Source organism: Georgenia sp. G2120, assembly GCF_055326485.1.
On record NZ_JBUZNL010000004.1, the window covers coordinates 324,549 to 337,696 of the forward strand.

The following is a 13,148-nucleotide window of genomic DNA, read 5'->3' on the forward strand; positions in this document are numbered from 1 at the left end:
AACCCGGCCCGAACCCGGGGCGACCGGGTACGCCCGGACCTGGAGGCCCCCGCAGTGGATGTCGTCATCGTCCCCACACCCGCCGAGGTCGGCGAGCACGCGGCCGCGGTGACGGCGCGCCTCGTCGCCGCCTCCTTCCCGGAGCCCGTCCTCGGGGTGGCGACCGGTTCGAGCCCGCTGGGCCTGTACCAGGGGCTGGCCGCGCGCGTGCGGTCCGGGCAGCTCGACCTGGCCCGCGCCCGGGCGTTCGCCCTCGACGAGTACGTCGGGCTGCCGGACGCGCACCCGGAGTCCTACCGCGAGGTCGTGCGCCGCACGGTCACCGAGCCGCTCGGCATGGACCCTGCCCGCGTCCGGGTCCCGGACGGCAACGCCTCCGACCTCGACGCCGAGTGCAGGGACTACGAGCGCGCGATCGTGGAGGCCGGCGGCGTCGACGTCCAGATCGTTGGCGTCGGTGTCAACGCGCACATCGGCTTCAACGAGCCGGCGACCTCGCTCGCCTCACGGACCCGGGTCGAGATCCTCACGGACGAGACGCGGCAGGCCAACGCGCGGTTCTTCGACTCGGTCGACGCGGTGCCCCGGCGCGCGGTCACCCAGGGCCTGGGCACGATCCTCGACGCCCGGAACGTCGTCCTCGTGGCCACCGGCGCGGCCAAGGCGGCGGCGGTGGCGGCCGTGGTCGAGGGGCCCGTCGGCGCGCGTTGGCCCGGATCGGTGCTGCAGCTGCACCCGGCGGTGACGGTCGTCGTGGACGAGGAGGCCGCCGCGCGGCTCGAGCTCGCCGACTACTACCGGGAGATGGCGCGGGCGCGGGGCGACGTCGCCGGCTGACCGCCCGTGCCCGGGCCGCCCGTCCCTGATGCGCCCGGCCGGCGGAGGCGGCGGGGCCGGTAGGCGCCCCGGGACGCCTGGCCACGGGCCACGTGGGCGGGCGGTGCGGCGGCGTCGAGCTCGGTGTCGACGTCGGCGGTGAGCGCGCACGCGAGGAGCGCGGCGGCGGCGAGCGCGACCCGCGCCGACGCGGTGGGGTGGTCCACGCTGGACACGATCGCCAGCGCGGCGACGGCGGCACCGAGGGGTGCGGCCGAGAGCGACCCGCGGCGGTCGGCCCGCACGAGCACGAGGACCACCGCCGCGCAGAGGGCCAGCAGGCCGAGCAGCGCGAGCACGCCGCCCTCGAGCAGCCAGTGCAGCGCGGTGCTGTGCGCGTGGGCGAGCTGCTCGCCCGTGGCCACCTCCGCCGTGACGAGCGGGCCGCCCCGCCCGAGGCCCACCCCCATCGGGTCGCCCGCGGCGAGCGAGGCGGCGGCGCGCCACACGTCGGCCCGCACGCCGAGCCCGAGCCCGGCCACGGCGAGCGCACCGGCGGCGGCTGCGCCCGCGGCCGCGACGACCAGCAGCGCCCGCGGACGGCGCGTGGGCCGCCAGCCCAGCAGCGCCCGCGGACGGCGCGTGGGCCGCCAGCCCAGCAGCGCGAGCACGAGGAGCGACGCGGCGGCGGCCGCGAGACCGCCGCGGGACATCGTCTGCCACACGGCGAGGTAGCCGCCGGCGACGACCGCGACGACGAGGGCGGCCCATCCGCGGTCGGGCACGATCCGCCCCGCGGCGCGCACGGTCTCCCGGCTCACCGGGCCCGCGCCGGGCGGCCGCGCGGCGGCGCACAGGGCGAGCGGGAGCAGGACCACGAGCAGCGCGGCGAGCAGGTTGGGGTTGGGCAGCGTGCCGACCACCCGGACCAGCGTGCCGGGGTCCGCGCAGTCGAACGACCCGGCGCCGAGGTCGTCGCGGCAGAAGCCGGTGGGGACGTCGTTGGCCCGCTGCGACAGCGCGACCACGGTGGGGGCGACGACGGCCAGCAGCGCGAGCGGGGACAGGAGCCGCCACGGCAGGGCGCCCGCGCGCCGGACGGCCACCACGAGGTAGTGGACGGCCACGTAGGTGAGCAGCCAGCGCCACGCCGACCAGGTGCCGGCTTGCGCGCTCGCGATCGTGGCGCCGACGACGAGCAGCGCGATCCCCGGGTCGGCGGGCGTGCGCCAGCGGGCCGGCCGCACGGCGGTGGCCGCGCCGACCAGGCCGATGCCGACCACCAGTCGCAGCGGGGTGAGGAGCCAGACGACCGGGTCGTCGGGCAGGACGTCGGCCACCGCCTCACCGAGCACGACGACGAGCGCCACGAGCGCGACGACGGCGCCCGGGTGCGGATGGGTCGTTCCGCCGCCGCGGGGCGCGGTCCCCGACCGGCCGAAGACGAGGGTGCTCACACCGGCATGGATATCCGCGGACGGTGGACCGGCGGTGTCCGCACGGTGGATGTCGTGCGGCCACCGGTGGTCGAGCGGCACACCGGTGCCCCGGACGCACGCGAACGGCCCGGCGCCGTCCCCCTCGCAGGGAGACGGCGTCGGGCCGGTCAGCGGTGGTGCGGGAGCGTCAGGCGCCGACGGTCGCGCCGCGCAGCGGGGCCAGGGCCGCGCTCATCTCGACGACAGAGCCGATGAGGGCGCCCAGCTCGTCCTCGCGGCGCTCGTTCGGCTGCACGCCGTTCTCGCCGAACTCGGTGAACAGGCCGAGCGAGACCTGGCCGCGGACCGCGACCACGTGGAGGTTGGCGAGGACCTGGCGCCACTGCTCGACGGCGCGCACGCCGCCCTCGGCGCCGTAGGAGACGAGGCCGACGGCCTTGTGGCCCCACTCCGGGCCGATGGTGTCGACGGCGTTCTTGAACGCGCCGGGCACGCCGTGGTTGTACTCGGGCGTGACGAAGATGAAGCCGTCGTAGGAGTCGATGGCGGCGCCCCAGGCGCGGGCCTCGGCGGTGCCGTACCGACGGTTGGCCGCCCCGGGCACGACCGGGTCGGTGAGGATCGGCAGGTTGAAGTCCTTGAGGTCGACGAGCTCGAAGGTGGCGTCGTCACGCTTCTGCGCCACGGAGTCCACCCACTCGGCGACGGACTGGGCCGAACGACCCTCGCGGACGGAACCGATGATGATGCCGATCTTCATGCGTTCTCTCCTGATCTGCGGTGACGGTGTGCGTCGTTCGCCCCGGACAACGACACCTCCCGTTGTTGCATTCCTTTTCATCGAGTGGGGCGTGTCACGTCCGATCTCCCCGGTGCACCACAGCATCGCGCGCGGGTGCGCTGGCACGATGCTGCTGACCGTGCGGCGGTGGTCGTGCGGCGCCACCTCCCGGGCGCCCCGGCGCCCCCATCCCCGTGGAGCCCCGACATGACGACGACGGACGTCCCCGAGCTGTCCTCCCGCGCGGGTGACGCCGACCCCTCGGGCGAGGCTCCGGCGTCGGGCAGGGTTCTTCCCGGTAGGACGACGGCAGGCGGTGCGACCGAGGGTGGATCCGGGTGGCGGGAGCGTCTCGGCGCCTGGGTGACGTCCGGGCCGGTGCAGCGCGTCGTCATCACGCTCATCATCGTCAACGCGGTCACGCTCGGGCTCGAGACCTCCTCGATCGTGATGGACGCGGCGGGCGGCGTCGTCCGCGCGGTCGACACGTTCTGTCTCGCGGTCTTCGTCGTCGAGATCGGGGCCAAGCTCGTCGCCCTCGGCCCGCGGTTCTTCAAGGACGGCTGGAACGTCTTCGACCTCCTCGTCGTCGGGATCGCGCTCGTGCCGTCGGCCGGCCCGCTCTCGGTGCTCCGCTCGCTGCGGGTGCTGCGCGTCCTGCGGCTCGTCTCCGCGCTGCCCAGGCTGCGGTTCATCGTCGAGGCGCTCATGCACTCGCTGCCCGGCATCGGGGCGATCGCGTTGCTGCTCGGGATCATCTTCTACGTCTCGGCGGTGATGGCGACCTCGCTGTTCGGTGGGATCCAGCCCGAGTACTTCGGCGAGCTCGGCGACTCGCTGCTCACGCTCTTCCAGATCATGACGCTCGACAGCTGGGCGGGGGTGATCGTGCGGCCGATCATGGAGACCCAGCCCTGGGCGTGGGTCTTCTTCGTCGTCTTCATCCTCGTCTCGGCGTTCACGATGCTCAACCTCTTCATCGCCGTCATCGTCGACACGATGCAGTCGATCGGGCACGGGGTGCGGGACGAGGATCACGACGACGAGCAGCCCGACGACGCCGACGACGAGGAGCGGGCGCAGCTCGCCGACGTCCTGGCCGAGCTGCGGGCGCTGCGGGCCCAGGTCGAGGCGCTCCCCGGCGCCCGAGGCGACGAGGAGTCCTGACCCCGGTTCGTCCGGGACCAGGTCGACCTCGCCCGGAGCTCGGGCGCTCGCCCCGGACCGCCGGCGCTCCTCACGGAACACGGGCGAGCCGACCGCCCGGGCGCTACGGTGGTGGCCATTCCTCCCCGCACGGAAGCGAGGTCGGCATGTCGCACGACATCGAGGTCACTGTCACCGTCGACGCACCGCGACCCGAGGTGTGGCGCGCGTTCACGGTCGACGTCGGGATGCGCCCGTGGTGGTGGGCGGACGCCGGCGACGTCACCTTCGACCTGCCCGAACGGGTGGACGGTCGGTACCGCATCGCGTCCCGCTCCTGGGGCATCGCCGTCAGCGGATGGCTGCTCGAGAGCGACCCGCCCGCGCGCCAGGTCGTCACGTGGCTGCCCGAGGGTGAGGCGCCGCCGGCCGACCCGGAGTTCGACCAGGTGACCATCTCCCTCGAGCCGGACGGCTTCGGCACCGCCGTCACGGTGCACCACACGACGCACCTGAGCGACCCGAGCGAGGTCGAGAAGGCGTGGCAGCGGCTCCTCGACGCGCTCGTGCACCTGTACGACAACACGCACTGAGCGTGCGCCGGGCCCGCTGACCGGTGGCGGCCCGCGGGGTGGCGGGCCACCCGCCCGCCAAACCGGCGCCCACCCACCGCCCTGTCCGAAAACCGCCGGTGGAGGGTGTCGGCGTCGGGCATGCTTTCCGCATGGACCCCATCGACGACACCGCCGCGTACGCGGCGTGCCGCTCGCGTGACACGCGGTGGGACGGCCGCGTGTACCTCGGCGTGACGTCGACGGGCGTGTACTGCCGGCCCTCGTGCCCGGCCCGGATGCCCCGGCCGGAGAACTGCCGGTTCTTCCGCACCGCGTCCTCCGCCGCGACCGCCGGGTTCCGCGCGTGCCGCCGCTGCCGGCCGGACACGCTCCCCGGTCGGCGCGCGCCGGGGGAGACGTCGGTGCTCGTCGGCCGGGCGCTCGAGATGATCGGCGCGGGGGTCGTCGACGAGGCGGGCGTCCCCGGCCTCGCCGCGCGGCTCGGGCTGACGGAGCGCCGGCTCCACCGGCTGCTGACCGGCGAGCTCGGGGCGAGCGCGCTCGGTCTCGCCCGGACGCGCCGCGCGCAGACGGCACGGACGCTGCTCGAGCAGACGGACCTCGCGGTCACCGACGTGGCGTTCGCCGCCGGGTTCGCGTCCGTGCGGCAGTTCAACGACGTCGTGCGCGCGGAGCTCGGCGGGTCGCCGACCGATGTGCGGGCGCGGGCACCGCGGATGTCGGGGTCGTCGCGCGGCGTTGACGACGGAGCCGCAGCCGACCGCCTGCCGCACGGCGGCGCGACCCTCACCCTCCGCCTGCGCGTGCGGCCCCCGTTCGACGGCCCGCGCCTCGCCGGCACGATCGCGCAGCACGCGATCGCCGGCGTCGAGGGGGCGGGAGCCTCGGCGTGGGCGGTACTACGCGCGCCCGGCGGTCCCGCCCGTGTCCGCGTCGCGCTGCCCGCGCTCGCCGCGTCCGCGGACGGGACGCCGTGGGGCGGGGACCGCGCGCACGTCGCCCTGCGGGTCGGGCTGGTCGACCTCGCGGACCTGCCGTTCGTCGTCGCGCGCGTGCGGCGGTGGCTCGACCTCGACGCCGAACCCCTCGCCGTCGACGAGCACCTCCGGACGGACCCGATGCTCGCCCCGCTGGTCGCCGCGCGGCCGGGGCTGCGCGTGCTCGGCAGCCTCGACCCGTTCCGCACGCTGGTCGTGGCGATCCTCGGCCAGCAGGTCTCCCTCGCCGCGACCCGGACGTTCTCGAGCCGGCTCGGGGACGCGCTGGGGGAGCGGGTCCCGGGTGCGGAGGACATGGACGAGCCGGCCGACGACGACGCGCCCCCGCGCCTGTTTCCCGCCGCCGAGGCGCTCGCCGCCGCCGGTCCCGAGGCGATCCGCACGGCCGTCCGGATCCCCGCCGCGCGCGCCCGCACCGTGCACGCCGCGGCCGAGCTCGTCGCCGGCGGCCTCGACCTCGGCCCCGGCGCCGACCGGGACGAGGCGCGGGCGCGCCTGCTCGAGGTCCCGGGGATCGGGCCGTGGACGGTCGACCTCCTCGCGCTGCGCGGCCTCGGGGACCCCGACGCGCTGCCGCCCGGCGACCTCGTGCTGCGCCGGTCCCTCGCCCGCAGGCTCCACGCGACGCTCGATGCACGCTCCGATGCGCTGTCCGACATGCGGCCCGAGGAGACCTCGCCTGCCGCGCGCCTGGACCCGCCCGCCGTCACCGCCCGGGCCGAGGCCTGGCGTCCCTGGCGGGCCTACGCCACCACCCACCTGTGGACCGACGACCTGGAGAGATCATGAGCGAAGAGCTGCACGTCCTCACCGTGCCGAGCCCGGCCGGCGACCTGACCGTCGTCGTCGAGGCGGCCACCGGCGTCCTGCGGGGCACGTCCTTCTGGGGCGCGGACGACATCCTCGGGCGGCTCGGGCTGGGGCCCGACGACGTCGCCCCGTCCGGCACGCCCACCACGGCGGCGACCGGCCGGGTGGTCGCGGCCTTCGGCCGGTACGCCGCCGGCGAGATCGAGGCGCTCGACGCGCTCGAGGTGCGCCAGCCCGGCGGCGCGTTCACCCAGCGCGTGTGGACGGCCATGCGCGAGGTGCGCGGGGTGGCGACCTACGGCGAGATGGCGGCGGCGGCGGGGAGCCCGACCGCCTACCAGGCGGCCGGCAACGCGTGCGCGGGCAACGTGCTGCCGGTCGTCGTGCCCTGCCACCGGATCCTCAAGGCCGACCACACGCTGGGCAACTACTACTTCGGGCTCGACGTCAAGCACGCCCTGCTCGCCCACGAGGGCGCGCTCGGGGGCGTGCGCGGCTGACCGACAGGGAGCGCGCTCGGCCGACCACGAGTGCGGGGACCCGTGCACGAGTGCAGGGAGCGTGTCCCCTCATTCGTCGTGGGAAATCCCCTCACGCGTGAAAGAAGGCGGCGCGCCGGGGCGCGACCAGGGTTGACCGGCGGCGGCGCACCGGCTTAACGTTCGCGAGTAATCGATTTCCGAGCGACCGACGGACGTGACGATGACGCACACCGAACGGGCCCAGGTATGCGTGGTGGCCTCCTTCATGTACGACATGGTGGCGACCGCGCCGCGCCGCCCCGCGCCGGGCGAGACCCTCGTCGGCACGGGCTTCGCCACGTTCGTCGGCGGCAAGGGATTCAACCAGGCGGTCGCCGCGGCCCGGGCCGGGGCGCGCACGGCGGCCGTCGGCCGGGTCGGCGAGGACCACTTCGCCACCGAGTTCCGGGACTTCATGTCCGCCGAGGGCATCGACGCCGTCGGGGTGGCGAGCGACGCGGAGAACGGCACCGGCGTCGGCCTGCCCGTGGTCGTCGAGGGTGGCCAGAACTCGATCATCATCGTGCCCAGGGCCAACGAGGCCGTGACCACCGAGGACGTCGAGGGGGCCCGGGCGACCATCGAGGGCGCCGACGTCCTGCTCCTCCAGCTCGAGATCCCGCTCCCCGCGGTGCGCCTCGCGGCCGAGATCGCCCGCGGCGCCGGCACCCGGGTCGTCCTCAACCCCGCGCCGTTCGTCGACGTCCCGCGCGAGGTCCTCGACCTCGTCGACGTGCTCGTCCCCAACGAGGTCGAGCTCGGTCAGCTCGTCCCTGGGGAGCCGGACCTCGCGGACGCCGCCCTCGCGCTGCGGCGCTCCTCGGGGTGCGTCGTCGTCGTGACGTGCGGGAGCGCGGGTGTCCTCGTCGTCGACACCGACGCCGCCCCCCGCCGGCTCGACGCCCACCGCGTCGAGGTCGTCGACACGATCGGCGCGGGGGACGCGTTCTGCGGCAACCTCGCCGCCCGCCTCGCGCTCGGCGACGACCTCGACACCGCCATCGGCCTCGCCAACGCCGCCGGCGCACTGTCCGTCACGCGTCCCGGCGGCGCGCCGTCCGCGCCCACCGCCGCCGAGACCGCACGGCTCGCGGCGGTCGACCCCGTCCAGGTCGACCCCGTCCAGGGCGGCCCCGCCCAGGTCGACCACGTCCAGGGCGGCCCCGCCCAGGTCGACCACGTCCAGGGCGGCCAGGCATGACCCGCATCGTCGACGTCGCCGAGCGCGCCGGTGTGTCGACCGCAACCGTCTCCCGCGTCCTCAACGGCGCGAAGGTGCGGGACGAACTCGCGGAGGCCGTTCGCCGGGCGGTCGACGAGCTCGGCTACAGCGCCAACCGGACGGCTCGTTCCCTGCGTCGGCAGTCGAGCGACGTCGTCGCGCTCATCATCCCCGACGTCGAGAACCCGTTCTTCACGTCCGTCGCCCGCGGCGTCGAGGACGTGGCCCAGGCGGCCGGCCTCTCGCTCGTCCTGTGCAACACCGACGACGACGACGAGAAGGAGCGCCGCTACCTCGCCGTGGCGGAGTCCGAGAACATGGCGGGCATCATCCTCGCGCCCGCGGGCGAGGCCCCCGACCTCTCGCGACTCGTGCGGCGCTCCCGGGCGGTGGTCGTCATCGACCGCGAGGTGGGGTGCGCGGTCGACCACGTGCTGTTCGACAACGTCGCGCTCGGACGGCAGGCCACCGAGCAGCTCGTCGCGCGTGGGCACCGCGACATCGCCTGCATCACCGGGCCGCGCTCGACCACGACGGCGGTCGAGCGCGCCGCCGGCTGGCGGGCCGCGCTCGAGGACACGGGGCGGCCGGCCGACCGGCTCGTCCACGCGAACTTCCGGGTCGACGGCGGACGCTCGGCGATGACCGAGCTGCTCGCGGGCGACCGGCCCCCGGACGCGGTGCTCGCGACCAACAACCTCGTCGGCGTGGGTGTGCTCCAGATCCTCGCCGGCTGGTCGGGCCGGCGCATCGAGGTCGGCATCATCGGCGATCTCCCCTTCGCGACCTCCGACGTGGCGGACGTGGCCCAGGTCCCGCTCAACCCCAGGGAGATGGGCGTGGCCGCCGCGCAGCGACTCGTCGACCGGATCCGCGGCACCGCGGGCGAGCCCGAGCGGCACGTCCTCGACCTGGGGACATGACCGGGCGGCGCCAGGCGACGCTCCGGCGGAACGTGCTTGCGCCGCACCGGGCGGGCGCGTAACGTGCCAGAAAGTAATCGATTACAGATACCGAACTACCAACGGGGGTAGCGTGCGGTCGACCGACCAGCCGGGTCACGGGACACCGGTCCTCCAGATGACCGGCATCGCCAAGAGCTTCGGGGGCATCCATGCCCTCAAGGGCGTGGACCTCGAGGTCCACGCCGGCGAGGTGCTCGCGCTGCTCGGGGAGAACGGCGCCGGCAAGTCGACCCTGATGAACGTCCTCGCGGGCGTCGTCGCGCCGGACGCCGGCCGGATCGTGGTCGGGGAGACCGAGCGCCGCTTCGCCTCGCCGTCGGACGCCCAGGACGCGGGCGTCGCGATGATCCACCAGGAGCTCGACCTCGTGCCCGGCGCGAGCGTCACCGACAACCTCTTCCTCGGAGCGGAGAAGCGCCGCCTCGGCCTGCTCGACCGCCGCGGCATGGAGCGCGAGACGAAGGAGCTCCTCGACGAGGTGGGGATCCGCATCTCGCCGTCCCGGCACGTCGGCACGATGCGCGTCGGCGAGCAGCAGATGGTCGCGATCGCCAAGGCGCTGCGCCAGGACGCCCGCATCCTCGTCATGGACGAGCCCACCTCCGCGCTCTCCGAGACCGAGGTGGCCCGCCTCTTCGAGATCGTCCCGGGGCTCCGGCGCCGCGGCGTCGCCGTCATCTTCATCTCCCACCGCATGGACGAGATCGCCCAGATCGCGGACCGCGGCGCGGTCATGCGGGACGGCGAAAACGTCGGCACCTTCGACGTCGCGACGACGAGCCCCTCGGACGTCATCCGCCTGATGATCGGCAAACCCCTCGACCAGGTCTACCCCGACCGCGTCCAGCCCGAGCCGGACGTGCGGCTGCGACTGCGCGACCTTCGGCTCGACGGCGGGGTCGACATCTCCCGCAGCGAGCCCAACGGCATCGGCCTCGAGGTCCGCCGCGGCGAGGTCCTCGGCCTGGCGGGACTGCTCGGTGCCGGGCGCAGCGAGCTCCTCGAGGCGGTCTTCGGCCTCGGCGGCTCACGGCTGCGCGGGGACGTCGAGCTCGACGGCGAGAAGGTGACGATCCGCTCCCCGCGCGACGCCATGGCGCACGGCATCGGGTTCGTCCCCGAGGACCGGCGCGCGGCCGGGCTGAACATGCACGCCACCGTCGGCGCCAACATCGCCATCAGCGTCCTCGAGCGCCTCGCCACCCTCGGCTGGCGCTCGCGGACGAAGGAGCGCGCGGCCGTCACCCGCGCCGTCGAGTCGCTGCGGATCAAGACCCGCTCGCAGGACACGATCGTGCGCACGCTGTCCGGCGGCAACCAGCAGAAGGTCGTCTTCGGCCGCAACATGCTGCGCGAGCCACGCGTGCTGCTGCTCGACGAACCCACGCGCGGCGTCGACGTCGGCGCCAAGTCCGAGATCTACCGCCTCCTCGCGGAGCTCTCGGCCGACGGCGTGGCCGTCGTCATGGCCTCCTCGGAGCTCCCCGAGCTCATCGGGGCGTGCGACCGCATCGCCGTGCTGCGCGAGGGGCGCGTGGTCTCGGTGGTCGACGCCGACGAGGCCACCGAGGAGTCGTTGCTCGCCGCCGCGGGCATGGAGCACCGCCGGCCCGTGGCCGCCGCGGCCACCACCAGCGTCGAGGAGACGGGGGAGAACCGATGAACGACAGGACAGGTGCAGGTCCGGCGACCGCGGGGGCGAGCGCCGCGGGTGCCACGGCGACGGGATCGTCGGCGGGGGCCGGGGCCGGGGACGGCGGGACGCCGACGACGACGGGTCCGTCGTCGTCGGGCACGTCCGGGTCCTCGGCGGCCCCGAAGCGCCGGCGGATCCGGATCCCGGAGAAGTTCTTCGCCCTCCAGAGCTACGTCGCCCTCCTGCTCGTGTTCGTCGCCGCGATCGCGTTCTCGCCCAGGCGCGGCGGGGAGATCGTCTTCCTCGGCAGCGACAACCTGCTCAACATTGTCCGTGCCACGTCCGAGATCGGGATCATCGCGATCGGGATGACCTTCGTCATCCTCATCGGCGGCATCGACCTGTCCGTGGGCTCGGTGCTCGGCATGTCCGCGACCGGCGTGGCGAGCCTGCTCATGGTCAACCAGATGGGCGTGGTCCCGGCCGTCCTCATCATCCTCGCGCTGGCCACCACGTTCGGCGCGCTGCAGGGGACGATCACCGCGACGTTCGGGATACAGGCCTTCATCGTCACGCTCGCCGGCCTGCAGATCGCCCGCGGCATCGCGCGCATCTGGTCGGGCGGCCAGGGCATCCCCATCGCGTACGGCGAGGGCTCCGGCACGGCCCCGGACTCGTTCGCCCTGCTCAACTCGCGCACGTTCAACGGCACCGTGCCGATCCCGGCGCTCATCTTCCTCGCGGTCGCGGTGATCGCGATCCTCGTGGCCCGCAACACCGTGTTCGGCCGGCACGTCTACGCCATCGGCGGCAACGAGCGCGCCGCCCGCCTGTCGGGCGTGCCGGTCCGCCGGGTGAAGATCGCGGTCTTCGCCATCGCCGGCATGCTCGCCGGCCTCGCCGGGATCATCCAGGCCGGCCAGCTCAACCAGGGCAGTCCCAACGCCGGCATCAGCTACGAGCTCGACGCCATCGCGGCGGTCGTCATCGGCGGCACGAGCCTCATGGGCGGAGTCGGCACGGTCGCGGGCACGGTCGCCGGCGCCCTGCTCATCGGGATCCTCAAGAACGTCCTCGCCCTCAACAACATCGACTCCAACATCCAGCTCCTCATCACCGGATTCATCATCATCGTCGCGGCGGGCATCCAGACCTTCCGTGCGCGCACCTAACAGGAGGTACGTCATGACAACACGCAACACTCTTGCCCGACGGCGCTGGTCGGCGGTCCTCGCGGGCGGCGCGATCATGCTGACCGCCGCGTGCGGCACCGAGTCCGACGCACCCGGCGTGGACGACGGCGGCGAGGCCGGGTCAGGTGGCGGCGGTGGCGGCGGCGAGTGCGCCGGCGCCGACGGCGAGTACCTCATCGGCATGAGCCAGGCCAACGTGGCCGAGCCCTACCGCCAGCAGATGGACGACGACATCCGCGCGGCCGCCGAGGAGATCGACCAGTTCGAGGTCGTCTTCGCCGACGCCGCGCAGGACAACGCGCAGCAGGTCTCCGACGTCGAGAACTTCCTCACCCAGGGCATCGACCTGCTGATGATCAGCCCCAACGAGGCCGCGCCGCTGACCGACGTGGTCCAGCGGGCCTACGACGAGGGCATCCCGGTCATCGTGCTCGACCGCCGGGTCGAGGGCGAGGCCTTCACCCAGTACATCGGCGCCGACAACTTCGAGATCGGCCGCGCCGCGGGCGAGTACGTGGCGTCCGAGCTGCTGCCCGACGGCGGCACCGTCGCCGAGCTCGCCGGCCTGCCCGGCTCGACGCCCGCGCAGGAGCGGGCCGAGGGCTTCCGCGAGGGCATCGCGGGCACGGACGGCATCGAGATCATCGCCGAGGGCACCGGCGACTGGCTGCGCGAGCTCGGCCAGAGCCAGGCCGAGGGCATCCTCCAGGCCAACGAGGACATCGACGTCTTCTACGCCCACAACGACCCGATGGCCGAGGGCGCCTACCTGGCCGCGCAGGCCGCAGGCCGCGAGGGCGACATCGAGTTCATCGGCATCGACGGGCTCCCGATCCCGTCCGGTGGTATCCGGGCCGTCGAGGAGGGCCGTCTCTCGGCCACGTTCGTCTACCCGACCGGCGGCGTCGAGGCCGTCGAGACGGCCGAGCAGATCCTCATCAACTGCGAGGAGGTCGAGACCGAGCAGATCCTCGAGACCCAGCTCGTCACGCAGGACAACGCCGCCGACGTCTACACCGAGCTCGGCGGGCAGGAGTAGGAGCGCG

At 74.4% G+C, this 13,148-nt stretch carries 12 protein-coding genes; 10 read left to right on the forward strand and 2 right to left on the reverse strand.

The window, feature by feature from the left end; all coding sequences use genetic code 11:
• The first annotated feature begins 54 nt into the window (after positions 1-54).
• Complete coding sequence (nagB, locus tag ACZLMO_RS07120) at positions 55-837, forward strand: glucosamine-6-phosphate deaminase (RefSeq protein ID WP_463653309.1); 783 nt, start codon at positions 55-57, stop codon at positions 835-837.
• Here nagB and ACZLMO_RS07125 read toward each other — a convergent pair.
• A complete protein-coding gene (locus ACZLMO_RS07125) occupies positions 795-2,273 on the reverse strand; it encodes an O-antigen ligase family protein (protein ID WP_463653310.1) in 1,479 nt (492 codons plus the stop codon). The two genes, nagB and ACZLMO_RS07125, sit on opposite strands and share 43 nt — an antisense overlap.
• A 169-nt stretch (positions 2,274-2,442) precedes the next feature.
• Complete coding sequence (locus ACZLMO_RS07130) at positions 2,443-3,015, reverse strand: NADPH-dependent FMN reductase (protein WP_463653311.1); 573 nt, start codon at positions 3,013-3,015, stop codon at positions 2,443-2,445.
• A gap of 228 nt (positions 3,016-3,243) precedes the next feature.
• Here ACZLMO_RS07130 and ACZLMO_RS07135 point away from each other — a divergent pair, with 228 nt between their 5' ends.
• The 9 genes from ACZLMO_RS07135 (at position 3,244) to ACZLMO_RS07175 (ending at position 13,141) form a co-directional block, all read left to right on the forward strand.
• A complete protein-coding gene (locus tag ACZLMO_RS07135; protein ID WP_463653312.1) occupies positions 3,244-4,203 on the forward strand; it encodes an ion transporter in 960 nt (319 codons plus the stop codon).
• 146 nt (positions 4,204-4,349) lie between these two features.
• The gene (locus ACZLMO_RS07140) at positions 4,350-4,775 is read left to right on the forward strand and encodes an SRPBCC family protein (protein ID WP_463653313.1); all 426 of its coding nucleotides are present in this window, start codon (positions 4,350-4,352) and stop codon (positions 4,773-4,775) included.
• Positions 4,776-4,906: 131 nt separating this feature from the next.
• Positions 4,907-6,544, forward strand: a complete 1,638-nt coding sequence (locus tag ACZLMO_RS07145; RefSeq protein ID WP_463653314.1) for a DNA-3-methyladenine glycosylase 2 family protein — start codon at positions 4,907-4,909, stop codon at positions 6,542-6,544.
• Positions 6,541-7,065 (forward strand): methylated-DNA--[protein]-cysteine S-methyltransferase, encoded by a 525-nt coding sequence (locus tag ACZLMO_RS07150; protein ID WP_463653315.1) that lies wholly within the window; start codon positions 6,541-6,543, stop codon positions 7,063-7,065. The genes ACZLMO_RS07145 and ACZLMO_RS07150 overlap by 4 nt, the downstream gene beginning before the upstream one ends.
• A 202-nt stretch (positions 7,066-7,267) precedes the next feature.
• Positions 7,268-8,287 carry a ribokinase gene (locus ACZLMO_RS07155; RefSeq protein WP_463653316.1) on the forward strand — a complete coding sequence of 340 codons (1,020 nt, stop codon included), beginning with the start codon at positions 7,268-7,270 and terminating at the stop codon, positions 8,285-8,287.
• The gene (locus ACZLMO_RS07160; RefSeq protein ID WP_463653317.1) at positions 8,284-9,231 is read left to right on the forward strand and encodes a LacI family DNA-binding transcriptional regulator; all 948 of its coding nucleotides are present in this window, start codon (positions 8,284-8,286) and stop codon (positions 9,229-9,231) included. Before ACZLMO_RS07155 ends, ACZLMO_RS07160 begins: the two co-directional genes overlap by 4 nt.
• 157 nt (positions 9,232-9,388) lie before the next feature.
• Positions 9,389-10,936 carry a sugar ABC transporter ATP-binding protein gene (locus ACZLMO_RS07165; protein ID WP_463653318.1) on the forward strand — a complete coding sequence of 516 codons (1,548 nt, stop codon included), beginning with the start codon at positions 9,389-9,391 and terminating at the stop codon, positions 10,934-10,936.
• Positions 10,933-12,081: an ABC transporter permease gene (locus ACZLMO_RS07170; RefSeq protein WP_425715274.1), complete on the forward strand. Its 1,149-nt coding sequence runs from the start codon at positions 10,933-10,935 to the stop codon at positions 12,079-12,081. The genes ACZLMO_RS07165 and ACZLMO_RS07170 overlap by 4 nt, the downstream gene beginning before the upstream one ends.
• Before the next feature lie 13 nt (positions 12,082-12,094).
• Complete coding sequence (locus tag ACZLMO_RS07175; RefSeq protein ID WP_463653319.1) at positions 12,095-13,141, forward strand: substrate-binding domain-containing protein; 1,047 nt, start codon at positions 12,095-12,097, stop codon at positions 13,139-13,141.
• Positions 13,142-13,148 lie beyond the last annotated feature (7 nt).

Excerpts from the sequence above, each read along its gene's own strand:
- ACZLMO_RS07150 (WP_463653315.1), top strand. The coding sequence starts at position 6,541 with ATGAGCGAAGAGCTGCACGTCCTCACCGTGCCGAGCCCGGCCGGCGAC.
- ACZLMO_RS07135 (WP_463653312.1), top strand. The coding sequence starts at position 3,244 with ATGACGACGACGGACGTCCCCGAGCTGTCCTCCCGCGCGGGTGACGCC.
- ACZLMO_RS07140 (WP_463653313.1), top strand. The coding sequence starts at position 4,350 with ATGTCGCACGACATCGAGGTCACTGTCACCGTCGACGCACCGCGACCC.
- ACZLMO_RS07175 (WP_463653319.1), top strand. The coding sequence starts at position 12,095 with ATGACAACACGCAACACTCTTGCCCGACGGCGCTGGTCGGCGGTCCTC.
- ACZLMO_RS07155 (WP_463653316.1), top strand. The coding sequence starts at position 7,268 with ATGACGCACACCGAACGGGCCCAGGTATGCGTGGTGGCCTCCTTCATG.
- ACZLMO_RS07165 (WP_463653318.1), top strand. The coding sequence starts at position 9,389 with ATGACCGGCATCGCCAAGAGCTTCGGGGGCATCCATGCCCTCAAGGGC.
- ACZLMO_RS07170 (WP_425715274.1), top strand. The coding sequence starts at position 10,933 with ATGAACGACAGGACAGGTGCAGGTCCGGCGACCGCGGGGGCGAGCGCC.
- ACZLMO_RS07130 (WP_463653311.1), bottom strand. The coding sequence starts at position 3,015 with ATGAAGATCGGCATCATCATCGGTTCCGTCCGCGAGGGTCGTTCGGCC.
- ACZLMO_RS07145 (WP_463653314.1), top strand. The coding sequence starts at position 4,907 with ATGGACCCCATCGACGACACCGCCGCGTACGCGGCGTGCCGCTCGCGT.
- ACZLMO_RS07160 (WP_463653317.1), top strand. The coding sequence starts at position 8,284 with ATGACCCGCATCGTCGACGTCGCCGAGCGCGCCGGTGTGTCGACCGCA.